Consider the following 14,937-nt stretch of genomic DNA (forward strand, 5'->3'; position numbering starts at 1 on the left):
GGTCGTCTATCGGCTCGATGTGGAGGGGGAGGTGCCCGTGGGGGTCGAGGTGGTTCCTGTGGTGGGTGGGGTGCGGTTGGGGCTGGAGATGGTCGATGCCCAGTCGTTGCCAGTGATCGGGGCCGTGCCGAAGGCCGTCACATTGAGCGGGTTGGAGTGCGGTCTCCGGGAGGGGCGCTGGAGGTGCGCGGTGACGTTGGACGTGTGAGGGCGGGGCTTCCCGGTCGCGTACCGGGTCTCTGAGTTCTGCTGCTCACCGCGTCGAGCCGTGCGCCAAGAGCATGTCGAGCACTGCACCGCACCACGTCGGGTCGTACACCGGTCACGTCGAGTGCGGCGCGTACCTCCGCCCCGCGCCGCCCCGGACTCGGCCCGCTGCGGCGACCGGCCCGCGGGGTCACAGTGGAAGCAGGGGCGGCGCATGCTCGCCCGTGGAGCTGCGGCCAGAAGCCTGCGGGACTGCGGGAGTGCGGGACTACGGCCGGGAACGGCCAAGGTCGCGGTCGGAAGCCCGTACCGCCGTGGCCGGGCGGACCGTGGCCCGGCACCCTGGCCGGACGAGCCCCAGCCGCGTGGGCCACGGCCGGGAACGGCCAGGGTTGCGGCCACAAGCCCGTACCACCGTGGCCCGGCGACGCTGGCCGACCATGGCCCGGCACCGTGCCGGACAAGCCGCAGCCGCCCGGCCCGCAGCCGGGCCGACCAAGGCCCTACGCACCATAACCAGGCGAACCACCACCGGGCGGAAGGCCCACGCCCCCCTCGGGCTCGGGTGAGGAGGTCGCATCGTGTTGTTCAGGGATCGTGTGGAGGCGGGGCGGCGGTTGGCCGCTCGGTTGGAGGGGCTCAAGGGGGAGGAAGTGGTGGTGTTGGGGCTGCCCAGGGGTGGGGTGCCGGTTGCCGCTGAGGTGGCGGAGGTGCTGGGGGCGCCGTTGGATGTGTGTCTGGTGCGGAAGTTGGGGGTGCCGTTCCAGCCGGAGCTGGGGATGGGGGCCATCGGGGAGGGCGAGGTGCGGGTCATCAATGACGAGGTGATGACGGTCGCGGGGGTGTCGTCCGACGAGTTGGCGCAGGTCGAGGAGCGGGAGCGGGTCGTCCTGGACGAGCGTGCCCGGCGGTACCGGGGTGAGCGCACGCCGGTCGATGTCGGCGGCCGGACCGTGGTGGTGATCGACGACGGTGTGGCCACGGGGTCGACCGCGCAGGCCGCCTGCCGGATCGCCCGTGCGCGGGGGGCCGCCCGGATCGTCCTGGCGGTGCCGGTCGCCCCGTCGGACTGGACCGTCCGGCTGGGCGGCAGCGCCGACGAGTTGATCTGTCTGGAGACCCCGGCGCAGTTCTTCGCGATCGGACAGTTCTACGCCGACTTCACCCAGACCTCCGACGCGGAGGTCATCGCCTGCCTCGATCGGGCGGCGGGCCGGGGCGTCGACGCGGCGGCGCCCGAGGACCGGGAGGCCGAGGTGCCGTCCGGGGCGGTGCGGTTGGAAGGGGAGCTGACGGTGCCGGACGGCGCGTCCGGGGTGGTGGTGTTCGCCCACGGGAGCGGCAGCAGCCGGCACAGTCCCCGTAACCGGTACGTCGCCGCCGGGCTGAACCGCGCCGGGCTGGGGACGCTGCTGTTCGACCTGCTCACCGAGGACGAGGAGGCGGACCGCGCCAATGTCTTCGACACCGGCCTGCTGGCCCGCCGCCTCGCGGACGCCACCCGGTGGCTGGGCGAGCAGCCCGAGGCCCGGGGGCTCGCGGTGGGGTACTTCGGGGCGAGTACCGGCGCCGCGGCGGCGCTGTGGGCGGCCGCGGAACCGGGCGCGCGGGTGGCGGCCGTCGTCTCCCGCGGCGGGCGGCCCGATCTGGCCGGTCCCCGGCTGTCGTCGGTGACCGCGCCCACGCTGCTGATCGTCGGGGGCCTCGACGACGTCGTCCTCGACCTCAACCGCCAGGCGCAGTCCCGGTTGCGCTGCGAGAACCAGCTGGCGGTCGTCCGGGGCGCCACCCACCTCTTCGAGGAGCCGGGCGCGCTGGACGAGGTGACGCGGCTGGCGGAGGGATGGTTCACCGATCACCTGGCGCCGGCGCCACGGGCGGCGGCCTGACGGCCACGGAGCGGGCCGGTCGCGGGCCGGCCCTCACTCCTCGTCGAGGAGGCCGCCCGTCTGGGTGCGGAAGCGGTCGGGAACCTTGCGGACCGCGTTGATGACGGCGGCAAGTTCCATCAGTTGCACGGTCAGGCACCAGAAGAGGTCGTCGAAGGAGACCATGCCGACGAGCCGTCCCTTCTCCACGACGGGGAGGTGGCGGGCCTCGATCGAGCGCAGGGCGTGCAGGGCGGCCGGGACGGCGGCGTCGACGTCCACGGTGACCGGGTCCGTCGACATCAGGACGCCGACCCGCATCTGCGGCGACAGCCGCCGGGCCATCGCGCGGACGACCAGGTCCCGGTCGGTGATCAGGCCGATGACGCGGTCGTCCTCGACGACGGGGAGCGCACCGACCTTCGCGTCGGCCATGTGGCGGGCCGCGTCCTCCAGCGACGCGTCCTCGGTCACGCTGGCCGGCGGAGCGGTCATGACGTACTTGATCTGCATGGTTCACCGCCTTCTCTAGGTGCGTGCGCGGCACCGTCCCGTCCGCCGTGGTCGGCCCGGGGCGGACGGTGCGCGGGGTGCCGACCGGGAGCAGTCGTCGGCCTCCCGTCGTGCGCCCGCCGGGGGCCTCGCGGCGTCCGGTGCGGGCGCGCGTGAGGCTGAGGGGCGTTACGGCACCGCGTGCCGGGTGCCGCGTGGCGGGCGGGGCGGGACGGCAGTCCTTACAGGCCCTGCGACAGCAGGAGCTCGTGTGCCAGGCGGGCGCCGCGGGCGGCCTGCTTCTCCGGGGTCTCCTCGGTGTCCTGGGTCGGGACTTCCTCCAGGCCCTGGGCGAGCGCCCGGACCGCGGCGGCCAGCGTCTGGACCTGTGCCTCCAGCAGGTGCAGCCGGGCCTCGTCGCTCCGTTCCCGCGAGGTGTCGGGGCGGGTCGGGGCGTCCGGTGCGTGGGTGGTGTGGTCCGCAGTCATCTCGGGGCCTCCTCCCGGGTGCTGTGTGTGCCGGACGGGGAGTGGGGGCGCCTGTGCGCCGGCGGATTTCCGGGTGCGCGCGGTGGTCGTGCGCGCGGGCGTACGAGGCGAGCCGGTGCGCGGTGGTGCGCCGTGTGCGCGGCGCGCCCCTGTCAGGGCCTCCCCCACCAGGGTCCCATCGTCACCCTGTTCACCGCCTGGCGTCACGGGCACGCCGTATCGCTCCCGTCTCACGGCGCCCGCGCGCGTTCCCGACGGCCCGCACCGCCCCGTCCTGCCGTACCGGGCGAGGAACGCGATCCTGGGAGAAGAGGCTCCGCACGCCGCGGCCGCAGGCCCCGCGCCGCGGCGCGCGCCCACGACACCGGGCCCCGCGCCCGCGCCCCCGAACGAAACCGGCGCCGCAAGCCCCGGCGCCGAAAGAAGGTGCCCCCATGGAGATCACCTTGGTCGAGGAAGGCCCGTTCCGGTTCCGTATCGAGCGGTGCGGGGCCATGCGGGTGCCCGGTGTGGTGTTCGCGTCGCGGGCGCTGCTGCCCGAGGCTGCGGGGGACCAGGCGCTGGAGCAGGTGGTGAATGTGGCGACGCTGCCGGGGATCGTGCGCGCGTCGTTCGCCATGCCGGACGTCCACTGGGGCTACGGGTTCCCGATCGGCGGGGTGGCGGCCACCGATGTCGAGGGCGGGGGCGTGGTGTCGCCCGGCGGGGTGGGGTTCGACATCTCGTGCGGGGTGCGGCTGCTGGCCTCGGGGATCGGGCGCGGGGAGCTGGCGCCGCGGCTGCGCCGGCTGATGGATCTCCTCGGCGACACCGTTCCGCGCGGTGCGGGGCGCGGCGGTCTGTGGAAGTTGTCGGGGCGCGGGGAGCTGGACGCGCTGTTGCGCGACGGCGCGCGCTACGCGGTCGAGCGCGGGCACGGCGTACCGCGCGACCTGGCGCGCTGCGAGGACGGCGGTGCCCTGGACGACGCCGTGCCCGGCCAGGTCGGGGCGCGGGCCGCGGAGCGGGGGCTGGGCCAGGTCGGCAGTCTCGGTTCGGGCAACCACTTCCTGGAGGTCCAGGCGGTGGACCAGGTGTACGACGCGGCGACGGCGGAGGTCTTCGGGCTGCGGCCCGACCAGGTGTGCGTCATGATCCACTGCGGTTCGCGCGGTCTCGGCCACCAGGTGTGCACCGACCATGTCCGGACGATGGACCGCGCGCTGCACACGTACGGCATCCACCTCCCGGACCGGCAGCTGGCCTGCGCGCCCGTGGTGTCCTCCGCCGGGCGCGCCTATCTGGGGGCGATGGCGGCCGCGGCGAACTACGGCCGCGCCAACCGGCAGCTGCTGTCCGAGGCGGCCCGTAAGGCGTTCGCCACCGCGGCCGGCGCGGAGCTGGCGCTGGTCTACGACGTCTCGCACAACATGGCCAAGATCGAGACCCATGAGGTCGACGGCGCGCCACGGCAGCTGTGTGTGCACCGCAAGGGCGCCACCCGCGCCCTGCCGCCCGGTGACCCGCGGCTGGCGGGCGATCTCGCCGCGGTCGGCCAGCCGGTACTGGTCCCGGGCACCATGGGCTCCGCCTCGTACGTGATGGTGGGACTGCCGGGCAATGACGCGTTCCTGTCCGCCTGCCACGGGGCGGGGCGGGTGTGGAGCCGGCACGAAGCGCTGCGGCGGGTGCGGGGCGAGCGGCTGCGGGACGAGTTGGAGGCCCGGGGCATCGCCGTCCGGCCGTCGTCCTGGCGCGGTCTCGCCGAGGAGGCGCCCGAGGCGTACAAGGACGTCGACCGGGTCGCCGCCGCCACGGAGGGCGCGGGGGCCGCCCGGGTCGTCGCGCGTCTGGTGCCGCTCGGGGTGGTCAAGGGCTGACGGCGGTCCCACGGCGCCCGTCAACCCCCGCACCGTATTCCGGCCACTCCATGGCCCGCCCTTTACTGCACATTGGTTGCAGGTGACATCGGCTCGCAGGAGTGTGGAGGTGCGTGCCACCGCACGCGTTCTCCGGCAGAAAGCAGCAGGCCATGGCCGTGTCGCCCGCCACCTCCCCGGACGCCGACGCTCCACCGCTCCCCCGCCGGCAGCGCATCGCGCGGTCGATGACACGCGCCGAATGGGGGCGTATGGCGGGAATGGCGGGGTTCATCCTCGCCCTGCATGTGATCGGCTGGTTCACGCTGGTGGTGATCGTCGCCCCGGAGCACTACAGCCTCGGCACCAAGACGTTCGGCATAGGCATCGGCGTCACCGCGTACACCCTGGGGATGCGGCACGCCTTCGACGCCGATCACATCGCGGCGATCGACAACACCACCCGCAAGCTGATGCAGGACGGGCAGCGTCCGCTGTCGGTCGGCTTCTGGTTCTCGCTGGGGCATTCCAGCGTCGTCTTCGGGCTGGCGTTCCTGCTGTCGCTGGGCATCCGGGCGATGGCCGGGCCGATAAAGGACGACTCCTCGCAGTTGCACGATGTCACGGGCCTGATCGGCACCACCGTCTCCGGCGTCTTCCTCTACGTCATCGCCGCCGTCAACCTCGTCATCCTCGCCGGGATCTGGCAGGTCTTCCGCCGGATGCGGGCCGGGCGGTTCGACGAGGCGGAGCTGGAGCGGCAGCTCGACAACCGCGGCTTCATGAACCGGCTCCTCGGCCGCGTCATGAAGTCGATCACCAAGCCGTGGCAGATGTACCCGCTCGGCCTCCTCTTCGGCCTGGGCTTCGACACCGCGACGGAGATCGCGCTGCTGGTCCTCGCCGGTTCCGGCGCCGCGTCCGGGCTGCCCTGGTACGCGATCCTGTGCCTGCCCGTGCTGTTCGCGGCGGGGATGAGCCTGCTGGACACCGTCGACGGTTCGTTCATGAACTTCGCGTACGGGTGGGCGTTCTCCAAGCCGGTGCGCAAGGTCTACTACAACCTCACGATCACCGGTCTGTCGGTCGCCGTCGCGCTGCTCATCGGGACCGTGGAACTGCTCGGACTGCTGGCCGAGAAGCTGGATCTGCACGGCCCGTTCTGGGACTGGGTCGGCGGCCTCGACCTCAACGTCATAGGCTTCGTCGTCGTGGCGCTGTTCTTCGCCACCTGGATCGTCGCGCTCGCGGTGTGGAAGTTCGGCAGGATCGAGGAGAAGTGGTCGGCGGACATCAGGGCGGCCGACCAGGGCGCGGAGTGACGGTGTGGTCCCGACGCCCGGCACCGTCCGGCCCGTAAGCCCCCGCCCCGCCGTCACTCCCCGTGGTACAGCCGGTCCGCGCTGATCAGGACGACCTCGCCCTTGGCCTCGGCGGCGTGGAGTTCGGGGCCGAAGCCGGTGCCGCTGTAGCAGGCGGGGCGGGCCTGGGCGGTGTCCTCGCCGGTGGCGGCGAGGGCGGTCAGGAGGGCGCGGAGGCGGTCGAGGTGGTGGCGGTCCATGGCGTCGTTCCAGCGGGCGAGGCCGACGGAGAGGAGGACGCCGGGGCGGCCGTCGACCGTGCCGCGGACCACGACCTCGGCGTCGTGACGGGTGTGGTGGACGGGGTCGAGGACCGTGCCGCGGGCGGCCGTGGCGGGCTCGCCGCCGAAGGTCTCCGGGACGGCATGCCCCACCGCCCAGTCGCGGCAGAGCTGGGCGAAGTGCGGGGCGGCGACGGCGGTGTCGAACGTGGGGCGGGCCCGGCGCCAGACCTCGGCGACCTCGCCCTGTTCGAGCGCGGCGCGGTAGGGCCAGGCCACGGCGTGCTCGAAGGCCAGCAGCGGTTCCACGACGCGGTAACGGGGGACGCCGGGGCGGAAGGCGTCCGGTTCGCCGTACAGCAGCCCGCGGTTCTCCATCACGGTCAGGACGTGCGAGACGTCCCGCAGGGAGCCGTCGACGTAGTCGGTGATCTCGCCGCGGGTGGTGCGGCCGGAGGCGACGGCGACGAGGACGGAGTGGCACAGGGCGCGGTCGGCGTGGTCGGTGCAGCCCGCGTCCTCGTCCATCAGATGGCGGGCCTCCCAGAACAGCGGGGTCCGGGGGTTGAGGACGGTTCGGCACACCCATGGGTCGAAGTCGTCGGGGCCGGCGGGCGCGTCGTCGCACACGAAGTCGCGCCGGTACGCCGGTGTGCCCCCCACGACGGCGTGCACCTGCACCGCGAGCCGGGGCGCGTGCACGTCCCAGAAGCGCGCCGCCTTGCGGAAGCCGAAGGGCCGTACGACGAGATCGAGGCTGGCGAGGCCGTGCAGCGCGGAGCGGCCGGCGAAGAGGCGGGAGACGACCGTGGGGTCTCCGCCGCACAGGAGCAGCCGTGTGCGGTTGCCCGGGTGGGTCTCGTGCCGTCGCCGGCAGGCGGCGTGGAGGACGGAGGGCAGGGAGGGGCTCGAACTCACCAGTTCGGGGAAGTCGTCGAGGACCACGAGGGACGGTTCGTCGTCGCCTAGGGCGAGCAGGGCGTCCACGGCCTCGTCCCAGTGCCGCCATGTGGGGGTGCCGGCGGCGCGGGTGTGGTCGGCCAGGCGGTCGGCGAGGCGGTGCAGCGACTCGGGTTCGGCCGCGGCGAAGCCGTCGAAGTAGAAGCCGCCGACGGCGCGCGCGACGGACTCCAGCAGGAATGTTTTGCCCTGCCGCCGTCGCCCCGAGACCAGCCCGAGCAGCGGCCCCGGGCGGGGGTCGCCGGCGAAGCGCACCAGCGCGTCCCATTCGCTGTCCCGGTCGAAGATCGCATCAGGCTTGACCGGGCGGGCGGCGGCTTCCGACGGTGGCACGGGCCGCTCCCCTCACTGGCCGGGGTCCTTCCCGGGCGCGGTGGTCCGGGGCCGGTGCTCCCGGGCCCCGGCACTCTCCGGCGCGCGCCGGGGCGCGTACGCACCCGTTCTTCTTCCAGTACACCTCTCACGCCCGGCGTACGCCTGGTTCGGCGGGCCGTCTGGGGTATGGGGGCGGGGCGGGCGAGGGGTGAGGAAGCTTGTGGGGACGGTGCGCGTACGTCTGCTGGGGGCGCGTACGCATGTGGGGGAGCGCGTAGAGCGGCGGAGGGCGCGTCCGGGACGGTGACGGCCGGCCCGCGCGCCGGCGTAGGGCGCGCGGGCGGTCACGAATCCGACGCCCCGCACCCGCGCGGACGGCGCGCCGCGCGACGGGCCGGAGGCCCCGGGCGTCACCCGAAAGCGCCGGTACCCGTCGGTGCCGATCGGCCCTGTCACGGGTCTTCCGTACGATGCAGGCTGGTGGGTGCGGGACATAGCCGCTGGTGGGGCCAGGTGCGTGGCGGGGAACCGGTCGTCGCGGTGGCGCGTTCGTACCCCTGGGCGGTACGGCGTTCCCGTATCCCGTCCGCAGGAACACCGACCCGATATGTCGTGAAAGGACTGGCCGGCCATGAGGCACCGCAGTGTCGCCGACCTGATGACGCCCGGTGCCGTGACCGTCCAGCGCGGTACCGGCTTCAAAGAGATCGCGCGGCTGCTCGACGAGTACGGCATCACCGCCGTCCCGGTCCTCGACGAGGACGAGCGGCCGGTGGGCGTGGTGTCCGAGGCGGACCTGCTGCGCCGGCAGACCTCGAAGAACGGTCCCGGCACCGCCGAGGCGCTGATGTCGAGCCCGGTGATCGTGGCGCGTCCCGACTGGAGCGCGGTACGGGCGGCGCGGACCATGGAGGAGAAGCGGGTCAAGCGTCTGCCCGTGGTGGACGACACGGGGCGGCTGATCGGTGTGGTCAGCCGCCGTGACCTGCTGCAACTGTTCCTGCGGCGGGACCGGGCGATCCAGGAGGAGATCCTGGAGGACGTACTGACCCGCACCCTGGGCCTCTCCCCCGCCGCGCTGACGGTCGAGGTCGACGACGGCAGGGTGACGCTGAGCGGCGTCCTGGAGCGCAAGAGCCTGCTGCCCGTCGTGGTCCGGCTGTGCGAGAGCGTGGACGGGGTCGTGGAGGTCGTCGACCGGCTGGTCGTCGAGCAGGACGACGCACGCCCCGACGACGCGTCGTGAACGTTCACCCCTGCGGGTAGGGCGGCGTGCCCCGGTCCCTCAGCCCGCGCGGACGGCGAGCATGCCGTCCGGGCCCTCCGTCACCCGCACCCCGAAGCCCCGGCTGATCCGGTCCAGCAGTTCGCCCAGCCACCGCCGGTCCGCTTCCGGTGCGTGCCGCAGCCGCATCCGGTGGGACTGGAGGGGGACGATGCGCGCCCCGTCGAGGCGGCCGGTGTCACGGCGGAGGGTGACGAGGTAGAGGGGGCGCAGGTCGTCGCGGTAGTGCTCGTAGCCGGTGATGCCCTCGTAGTCGTCGATGAAGTCGCCGCACCCGTGGAGGACGAGCTTGCCCCGGTACGCCTCCAGGGGGCGGGGGTGGTGCGAGGAGTGGCCGTGGACGAGGTCGGCGCCTCCGTCGATCAGTGCGTGGCCGAAGGCGGCCTGGGCGGCGGGGACGTCGTAGCCCCAGTTGGATCCCCAGTGGACGGAGACCACCGCGAGATCGCCCGGCCGCTTCGCCCGGCGCAGGGGGGCGGTGGCCTCGGCCGCGGCGGCGGCCGTCGGTTCGGGGACGACGGCGACGCCGGGGCGGTCGTCCGTCGCGGCCCATGACCGGGGGATGCCGCTGGACGGCAGGCCGAGGGCGAGGACCAGGACCCGGCCGCCGTCCGCGAGGGGCACCACCGCGGGGCGGCGGGCCGTGTCGGCGTCCCGTCCGGCCCCGGCCGTGCGCAGGCCCGCGGCCGTGAGGGCGTCGAGCGTCTCCTCCAGGCCGGGGCGGCCGAAGTCCAGGACGTGGTTGTTGGCGAGGACGCAGACGTCGGGGCGGGCGGCGGTCAGGCAGGGGAGGTTGGCCGGGTTCATCCGGTAGTGGATGCCCTTGCCGGGGGCGTGCGCGCCGGCGCGCGTGACCGCGGTCTCCAGGTTGATCACGCGGGCGTGGGGCGCGGCCGCTTCGAGGACGCGGAGCGCCGCGCCCCACGGCCGCCGGAAGTCCGAGGGGCGGGGGACAGGGCCGTGGGCCGCCTCCGCGAGGGCGACATAGTCGCGGGCGTCGCGGACGTACGCCTCGCGCAGTTCCGGGTCGCCGGGGTGCGGGAGGGTCTGGTCCACCCCGCGGCCGAGCATCACATCGCCGCAGAGGGACAGCGTGACCGTGTCACCGCCCATTCCCCCAGGCTAGGGCCTGTCCGGCGCTGCCTGCCGTGGGGCCGGAGCGGGCCGCGCGGCATCCGGGGCGAGCGGGCCCCGCGTCCTCCGGGTCCGTTCGACCCATGGACCCGCGGCGGGGGCCGCCGGAGACTGGGGCCGTGGGCGGCGGCCGGACCGTGTGTTCCACGGGGCCGGTGGTGCGCCCGCGCAGTCCCGTACCCGAGGAGGCAGTGATGACCACCGCACGCGACATCATGCACAGCGGTGCCACCTGCGTGCAGGAGAACGAGACCGTCGAGGAGGCCGCCCGCAGGATGCGCGAGCTCGGCGTGGGCGCCCTGCCCATCTGCGGCCCGGACGACCGGTTGCACGGGATTCTCACGGACCGCGACATCGTGCTGAAGTGCGTCGCCAAGGGGAAGGACCCCAAGGCGATGACGGCCGGGGAGTTCTCCCAGGGCAAGCCCGTCACCATCGACGCCGACGCGGACACCGACCAGGTGCTGCGCACCATGGAGGAGCACGAGATACGGCGCCTTCCGGTGATCGCCGCGCACCGTCTCGTCGGCATGATCAGCGAGGCCGACCTCGCCCGGAACCTGCCGAAGGAGAAGGTCGGCCACTTCGTCGGGGCCGTCTGCGCGACCCGCTGACGGCCCTACGGGGGCGGGGGCGCGTCCGTACGCCGACCGGGCCCCCGGTCACCCGTCCTCCCGCAGCAACGCCACCAACGTCAGCACCGCGCACACCGGATACCCCCAACCGAGTGTCGCGAGGTACCAGGGGCGGTCGAAGGCCCAGATGTCGTCCTGGGCGTGTTCGAGCCAGAAGACGAGATGGCCCCCGAGGACGACGGCCCAGCCGGTGAGGGCGGTGGTGCGGGCGTGGGTGCGGGGGCCACCGTGGCAGAGGCGGAGGACGGCGAGCGGCGCCCAGATCCAGTGGTGGCACCAGGAGATGGGGCTGAGCAGCAGTCCCAGGAACTGGACGGCGAGCAGGCAGCCGAGCAGGTCGTGGCGGCGTACGGCGCGGTGGACGGTGATCAGGGCCAGGGCCGCGACGGGCAGCGCGGCGGCCCACCAGGCGGCGGACCAGTTGACGTCGTGGCCCAGGGTGCGCGAAAGGGCGCCGCGCAGCGACTGGTTGAGGACGGAGCCGACCGGGCCGACGCGGGTGGGGTCGCCGACGGCGTGCAGCCAGTACTCCGCCGCGGGCCCGGGGGCGGCCGCCCAGCCCGCCGCGACGGTGGCGGCGAGGACGGCGGCCGACCAGAGCGCCGCCGACCAGCGGCGCCGGGCCAGGAGGTACAGCCCGGTGACCGCGGGCACGAGTTTGATCCCGGTCGCCACCCCGATCCCGGCGCCCGCCGCCGCGGCCGCGCGCCGGCGCACCGCGTACGCGACGAGCGCCCCCAGCAGCAGGTTGATCTGCCCGAACGCGAGGGTGAGGGTGACGGGTTCGGTCCACAGCAGGAGGGTGCTCCACAGCAGGACGCGGCGGCGGTGGCGGGCGGTCGGGGCGTCCGGGTCGGCCAGGCGCAGGCAGTGGTGGACGAGGGCGCAGAGCACGAGGACCGAGGCCGCGGTCCAGACGGCGCCCGCGACGGGCCAGGGGAGCGCGGCGAGCGGGAGGAGGACCAGGGCGGCGAACGGCGGATAGGTGAACGGCAGCGGGAAGAGGTCGGGGCCGGGCAGATGGAGCCGGTAGACGTAGAGGTCGCCGGTCAGCAGGTGCGGGGCAGCTTCCTGGTAGACGCGCAGGTCGACGAGGCCGAGGCGGAAGCAGGCGGGGACCCACACCAGGAGCAGAAGGGTGGTGCCGGCCAGCGCGAACAGCGTGCCGGGACGGCGCACGGCCGCCGTTCGCGCCGTGCGGAGGAGGCGGTGGGTGAGCGGGGTGGTGCCGGTGGGGCGGGTCGTTCCGCCGGTGATGGTCATCGGGGGGCGCTCTGACGGACGGGGACGGGTGTCTCGGCGGGACGGCGCGGAGCGGGCGTCTCGGCGCGCCGACGCGGGACGGTCGCTTGGTCACTCCGGCGCGCGGTGGCCGCGCCCCCGCGTACGCCGTGCATCCCGCTCCCTCCGTTCACCGCAGCACCTCGTCGTACGCCCCCGAGAACGCGGCGGTGATCACGGGCCAGGTGCAGTGGACCGGTTCGGTCTCGCGGTTGTGGGCGGCGATGGTGCGGCGGGCGCCGGGGGTGCGAGCGAGCCAGAGGAGTTCGTCGGCGAGGGAGAAGGCGGAGTGGCCGCAGAGGGAGCCCTCGCGGTTGTGGCGGACGAAGTCGCCGACGCCGGTGCGGACCCGGGCGAGAACCGGCAGCCCGCTGGTGCGCGCCTCCAGGGCGGCGATGCCGAACGACTCGCGGCGGGAGGCGTTGACGAAGAGGTCCGCGTCGGCGAGCAGGCTGCGGACCTCGCGGGGCCGCAGGCCGCCCGCGAGGCGGATCCAGCCGTCCATGCCGTGCCGGTGCAGATAGCGGCGCATCGGGCGGGCGCTGGGGCCCGCGCCGGCGAACGTGGCGCGCAGTTCCGTGCCCCGGTCGGCGAGACGGGCGTGGGCGGCGCGCAGCGCGGCGAGCAGTTCCATGGGCTCCTTACGGGGGACGAGGCGGCCGACGGCGACGACGTGCACATATCCGTCCGGCCGTTCCACGGGGCCGGTGCGGCGCCACCAGGCCGCGTCGATGCCGTTGGGGATGACCCGGGGATCGGCGTGCGGCAGGGCCTGGCGGATCAGCCCGGCGGCGGGGGTGCTGACGGTCGTCACGGTCACGGGGGCCGTGGGGGCGCGACCGGTGCGGCTGAGCAGCCGGTAGAGGGCGCGTACCGCCGGGTCCCACATGCTGTGGACGGTGGCGACGGCCGGGATGCCGCGGCGCCGCGCGCAGGCCAGGGCCGACCAGGCGAACGGTGAGGCGGCGCCCAAGTGGACGTGTACCACGCTCGGGTGAAGCCTGGTCAACAAACGGTCGAGGGCCTGCCCCGCTCTCGGGTGAACGGGTGGTTGTCCGGGGAGGCGGGCGGTGAGGCGGTGGACGCGGTACGGCCACGCTGTCACCTGCGGTTCCCCGTCCGCGGGCGTCGCGGTGACCACCTCGGTGGCCAGACCGGCCCGGTGCTGTGCTCCGGCCAGGGCCGCGACCTGGGCCTCGATGCCGCCGGTCCGGGGCGCGAAGCAGTCGGAGATGTGCAGGATCATGGCTGAACTTTCGGATGCTGGAGTGAAGTTCCCCAGTATGGGGTGATAAGTCAGGTTTCATGGGACACACCTGCTTGTTCTTCCACGCGCATCCGGACGACGAGGCGCTGCTGACGGCGGGCACCATGGCGCGGCTGGCCGCCCAGGGGCACCGCGTGGTCCTCGTCCTGGCCACCGCGGGAGAACGCGGCCTGGCGCCCGACGCCCTCCGGGACAGGGGGCTCGGCGCCGTACGACGCGCCGAGGCGCACGCCTCCGCGCGCGCCCTGGGATGCGCCCGGGTCGTCTTCCTCGGCTACGCCGACTCCGGGCACACACCGGGCGCCGACCCGGAACCCGGTGGCGCGCGGCCGTTCGCGACGGCGGACCGGGACGAGGCCGCGGCCCGGCTCGCCGCCGTCCTCGACGAGGAACGCGCCGACCTGCTCACCGTCTACGACCCGGCCGGCGGCTACGGCCATCCCGACCACGTCCAGGTCCACCACGTCGGCCACCGCGCGGCCCGGATGGCGGGCACCCCGCTGGTGCTGGAGGCCACCGTCGACCGCGCGCTGCTGCTGCGCGGGCTGCGCGCCGCGTCATGGGTGTACCGCTTCCCGCCGGAGTTCGACCGGAGCGCGTTCCACAGCGCGTACGGCGCGCCCGCCGAGATCACCCACCGGGTGCCGGTCGCCCGCTACTGGCGGACCAAGCGCGCCTGTATGGCCGCGCACCTCAGCCAGGCCGGGGGCGGTGACTCCGAACGGACCCTGGCCGCGCTGCGGCGGCTGCCGGGACCGGTGTTCCGCCGGGTACTGGGCACCGAGTGGTACATCCAGCGCGGACTCACCGCCGGCGCGGGCCCGTTGCGCGATCCCCTCGCGACCCTGCCGGGCCGTACGGCGACGGCGTCCCGCCGATGACCCGGCACGGGCGGCGCCTGCCGAAGGCCGTGCTGCGCCTGCTGGGCGTGGTCTCGTCCGCCGCCGGGATCGCCCTGCTGGCACTGGTGGTGCCGAGGGCGGCGGGGACACGGTGGTCCGCGGTCCGGGCCGGCCTCGGGCAGGTCGGCGGGGGGCGCCTGGCCCTGCTGTGCGCCCTCGCGTGCGCCGTGCCGCTGCTCTACGCCTCGGTCCTCAGCGCCGCGCTGCCGGGCCTGACGCGCCGCCGGGCGCTGATGGTGAACTGCACCAGCAGCGCCGTCAGCAATCTGCTGCCCCTCGGCGGCGGCGCGGGCGTCGCGGTCACCTACGCGATGACCCGGCGCTGGGGACACCCGGCGCGGGCGGTGACCGTCTGCGTGCTGCTGACCGGGGCGTGCAACGTCACCGCCCGGCTGCTGCTGTCGGCCCTGGGCGCGCTGGCACTGGCCGGTACGGCCGTCCCCGGGATCGACTGGGCGGCGGGGGGAGGGGCGGTGATCCTGCTGCTGGCGGGTGTGGTCGCGGTGGGGTGGGTGGGGGTGCGGGCTTGGCGTGGGAGACGACGTGCGGGTGGGGGGCTGCGTACGGGTGGGGGGTCAGGTCCGGATGGGGAGTCAGGTGCGGGCGGGGAGGCACATGCGGGCGGAGCGGGTGTGGCCGGAGGTCCGGGTGTGGCCGGCGACGCGGGTACGACCCCCGCGCGC

At 74.6% G+C, this 14,937-nt stretch carries 12 protein-coding genes and 2 pseudogenes; 8 read left to right on the plus strand and 6 right to left on the minus strand.

What is annotated here, in order from left to right:
* A pseudogene (locus tag AC51EU_RS17925) lies at window positions 1-208 on the plus strand (archease); the annotation flags it as partial.
* 580 nt (window positions 209-788) lie between these two features.
* Complete coding sequence (locus tag AC51EU_RS17930) at window positions 789-2,096, plus strand: phosphoribosyltransferase family protein (protein WP_496267988.1); 1,308 nt, start codon at window positions 789-791, stop codon at window positions 2,094-2,096.
* Window positions 2,097-2,129: 33 nt separating this feature from the next.
* On the opposite strand, the gene AC51EU_RS17935 is transcribed toward AC51EU_RS17930, so the two are convergent.
* Together AC51EU_RS17935 and AC51EU_RS17940 are read right to left on the minus strand one after the other, a co-directional pair.
* Window positions 2,130-2,588 (minus strand): CBS domain-containing protein, encoded by a 459-nt coding sequence (locus AC51EU_RS17935; RefSeq protein WP_496267989.1) that lies wholly within the window; start codon window positions 2,586-2,588, stop codon window positions 2,130-2,132.
* A gap of 221 nt (window positions 2,589-2,809) precedes the next feature.
* The gene (locus tag AC51EU_RS17940; protein ID WP_496267990.1) at window positions 2,810-3,055 is read right to left on the minus strand and encodes a hypothetical protein; all 246 of its coding nucleotides are present in this window, start codon (window positions 3,053-3,055) and stop codon (window positions 2,810-2,812) included.
* 434 nt (window positions 3,056-3,489) lie between these two features.
* Here AC51EU_RS17940 and AC51EU_RS17945 point away from each other — a divergent pair, with 434 nt between their 5' ends.
* Together AC51EU_RS17945 and nicT are read left to right on the plus strand one after the other, a co-directional pair.
* The gene (locus tag AC51EU_RS17945; protein WP_496267991.1) at window positions 3,490-4,914 is read left to right on the plus strand and encodes an RtcB family protein; all 1,425 of its coding nucleotides are present in this window, start codon (window positions 3,490-3,492) and stop codon (window positions 4,912-4,914) included.
* Between the two features lie 227 nt (window positions 4,915-5,141).
* Window positions 5,142-6,215: a Nickel transporter NicT gene (nicT, locus tag AC51EU_RS17950; RefSeq protein ID WP_496267999.1), complete on the plus strand. Its 1,074-nt coding sequence runs from the start codon at window positions 5,142-5,144 to the stop codon at window positions 6,213-6,215.
* Window positions 6,216-6,268: 53 nt separating this feature from the next.
* On the opposite strand, the gene AC51EU_RS17955 is transcribed toward nicT, so the two are convergent.
* Window positions 6,269-7,768, minus strand: a complete 1,500-nt coding sequence (locus tag AC51EU_RS17955; protein ID WP_496267992.1) for an AAA family ATPase — start codon at window positions 7,766-7,768, stop codon at window positions 6,269-6,271.
* A 613-nt stretch (window positions 7,769-8,381) separates the two neighbouring features.
* On the opposite strand from AC51EU_RS17955, the gene AC51EU_RS17960 reads away from it, so the two are divergent.
* Complete coding sequence (locus AC51EU_RS17960; protein ID WP_496267993.1) at window positions 8,382-8,996, plus strand: CBS domain-containing protein; 615 nt, start codon at window positions 8,382-8,384, stop codon at window positions 8,994-8,996.
* Between the two features lie 39 nt (window positions 8,997-9,035).
* Here AC51EU_RS17960 and AC51EU_RS17965 read toward each other — a convergent pair whose 3' ends face one another.
* Complete coding sequence (locus tag AC51EU_RS17965) at window positions 9,036-10,148, minus strand: CapA family protein (RefSeq protein WP_496267994.1); 1,113 nt, start codon at window positions 10,146-10,148, stop codon at window positions 9,036-9,038.
* A 215-nt stretch (window positions 10,149-10,363) separates the two neighbouring features.
* Between AC51EU_RS17965 and AC51EU_RS17970 the strand changes: the two genes are divergently transcribed.
* Window positions 10,364-10,783, plus strand: coding sequence for a CBS domain-containing protein (locus AC51EU_RS17970; protein ID WP_496267995.1), 420 nt, complete (start codon window positions 10,364-10,366; stop codon window positions 10,781-10,783).
* A gap of 48 nt (window positions 10,784-10,831) precedes the next feature.
* Here AC51EU_RS17970 and AC51EU_RS17975 read toward each other — a convergent pair whose 3' ends face one another.
* Both AC51EU_RS17975 and AC51EU_RS17980 read right to left on the minus strand, forming a co-directional pair.
* A complete protein-coding gene (locus AC51EU_RS17975; protein ID WP_496267996.1) occupies window positions 10,832-12,067 on the minus strand; it encodes a glycosyltransferase 87 family protein in 1,236 nt (411 codons plus the stop codon).
* Window positions 12,068-12,215: 148 nt separating this feature from the next.
* Window positions 12,216-13,331 (minus strand): glycosyltransferase family 4 protein, encoded by a 1,116-nt coding sequence (locus AC51EU_RS17980; RefSeq protein WP_496267997.1) that lies wholly within the window; start codon window positions 13,329-13,331, stop codon window positions 12,216-12,218.
* A 59-nt stretch (window positions 13,332-13,390) separates the two neighbouring features.
* On the opposite strand from AC51EU_RS17980, the gene AC51EU_RS17985 reads away from it, so the two are divergent.
* Both AC51EU_RS17985 and AC51EU_RS17990 read left to right on the plus strand, forming a co-directional pair.
* Window positions 13,391-14,233: a PIG-L deacetylase family protein gene (locus AC51EU_RS17985; protein ID WP_496267998.1), complete on the plus strand. Its 843-nt coding sequence runs from the start codon at window positions 13,391-13,393 to the stop codon at window positions 14,231-14,233.
* Window positions 14,230-14,937 (plus strand): annotated as a pseudogene (locus AC51EU_RS17990) (hypothetical protein); the annotation flags it as partial. The gene AC51EU_RS17985 and the pseudogene AC51EU_RS17990, both read left to right, overlap by 4 nt.

Source organism: Candidatus Streptomyces philanthi (genome assembly GCF_059553635.1).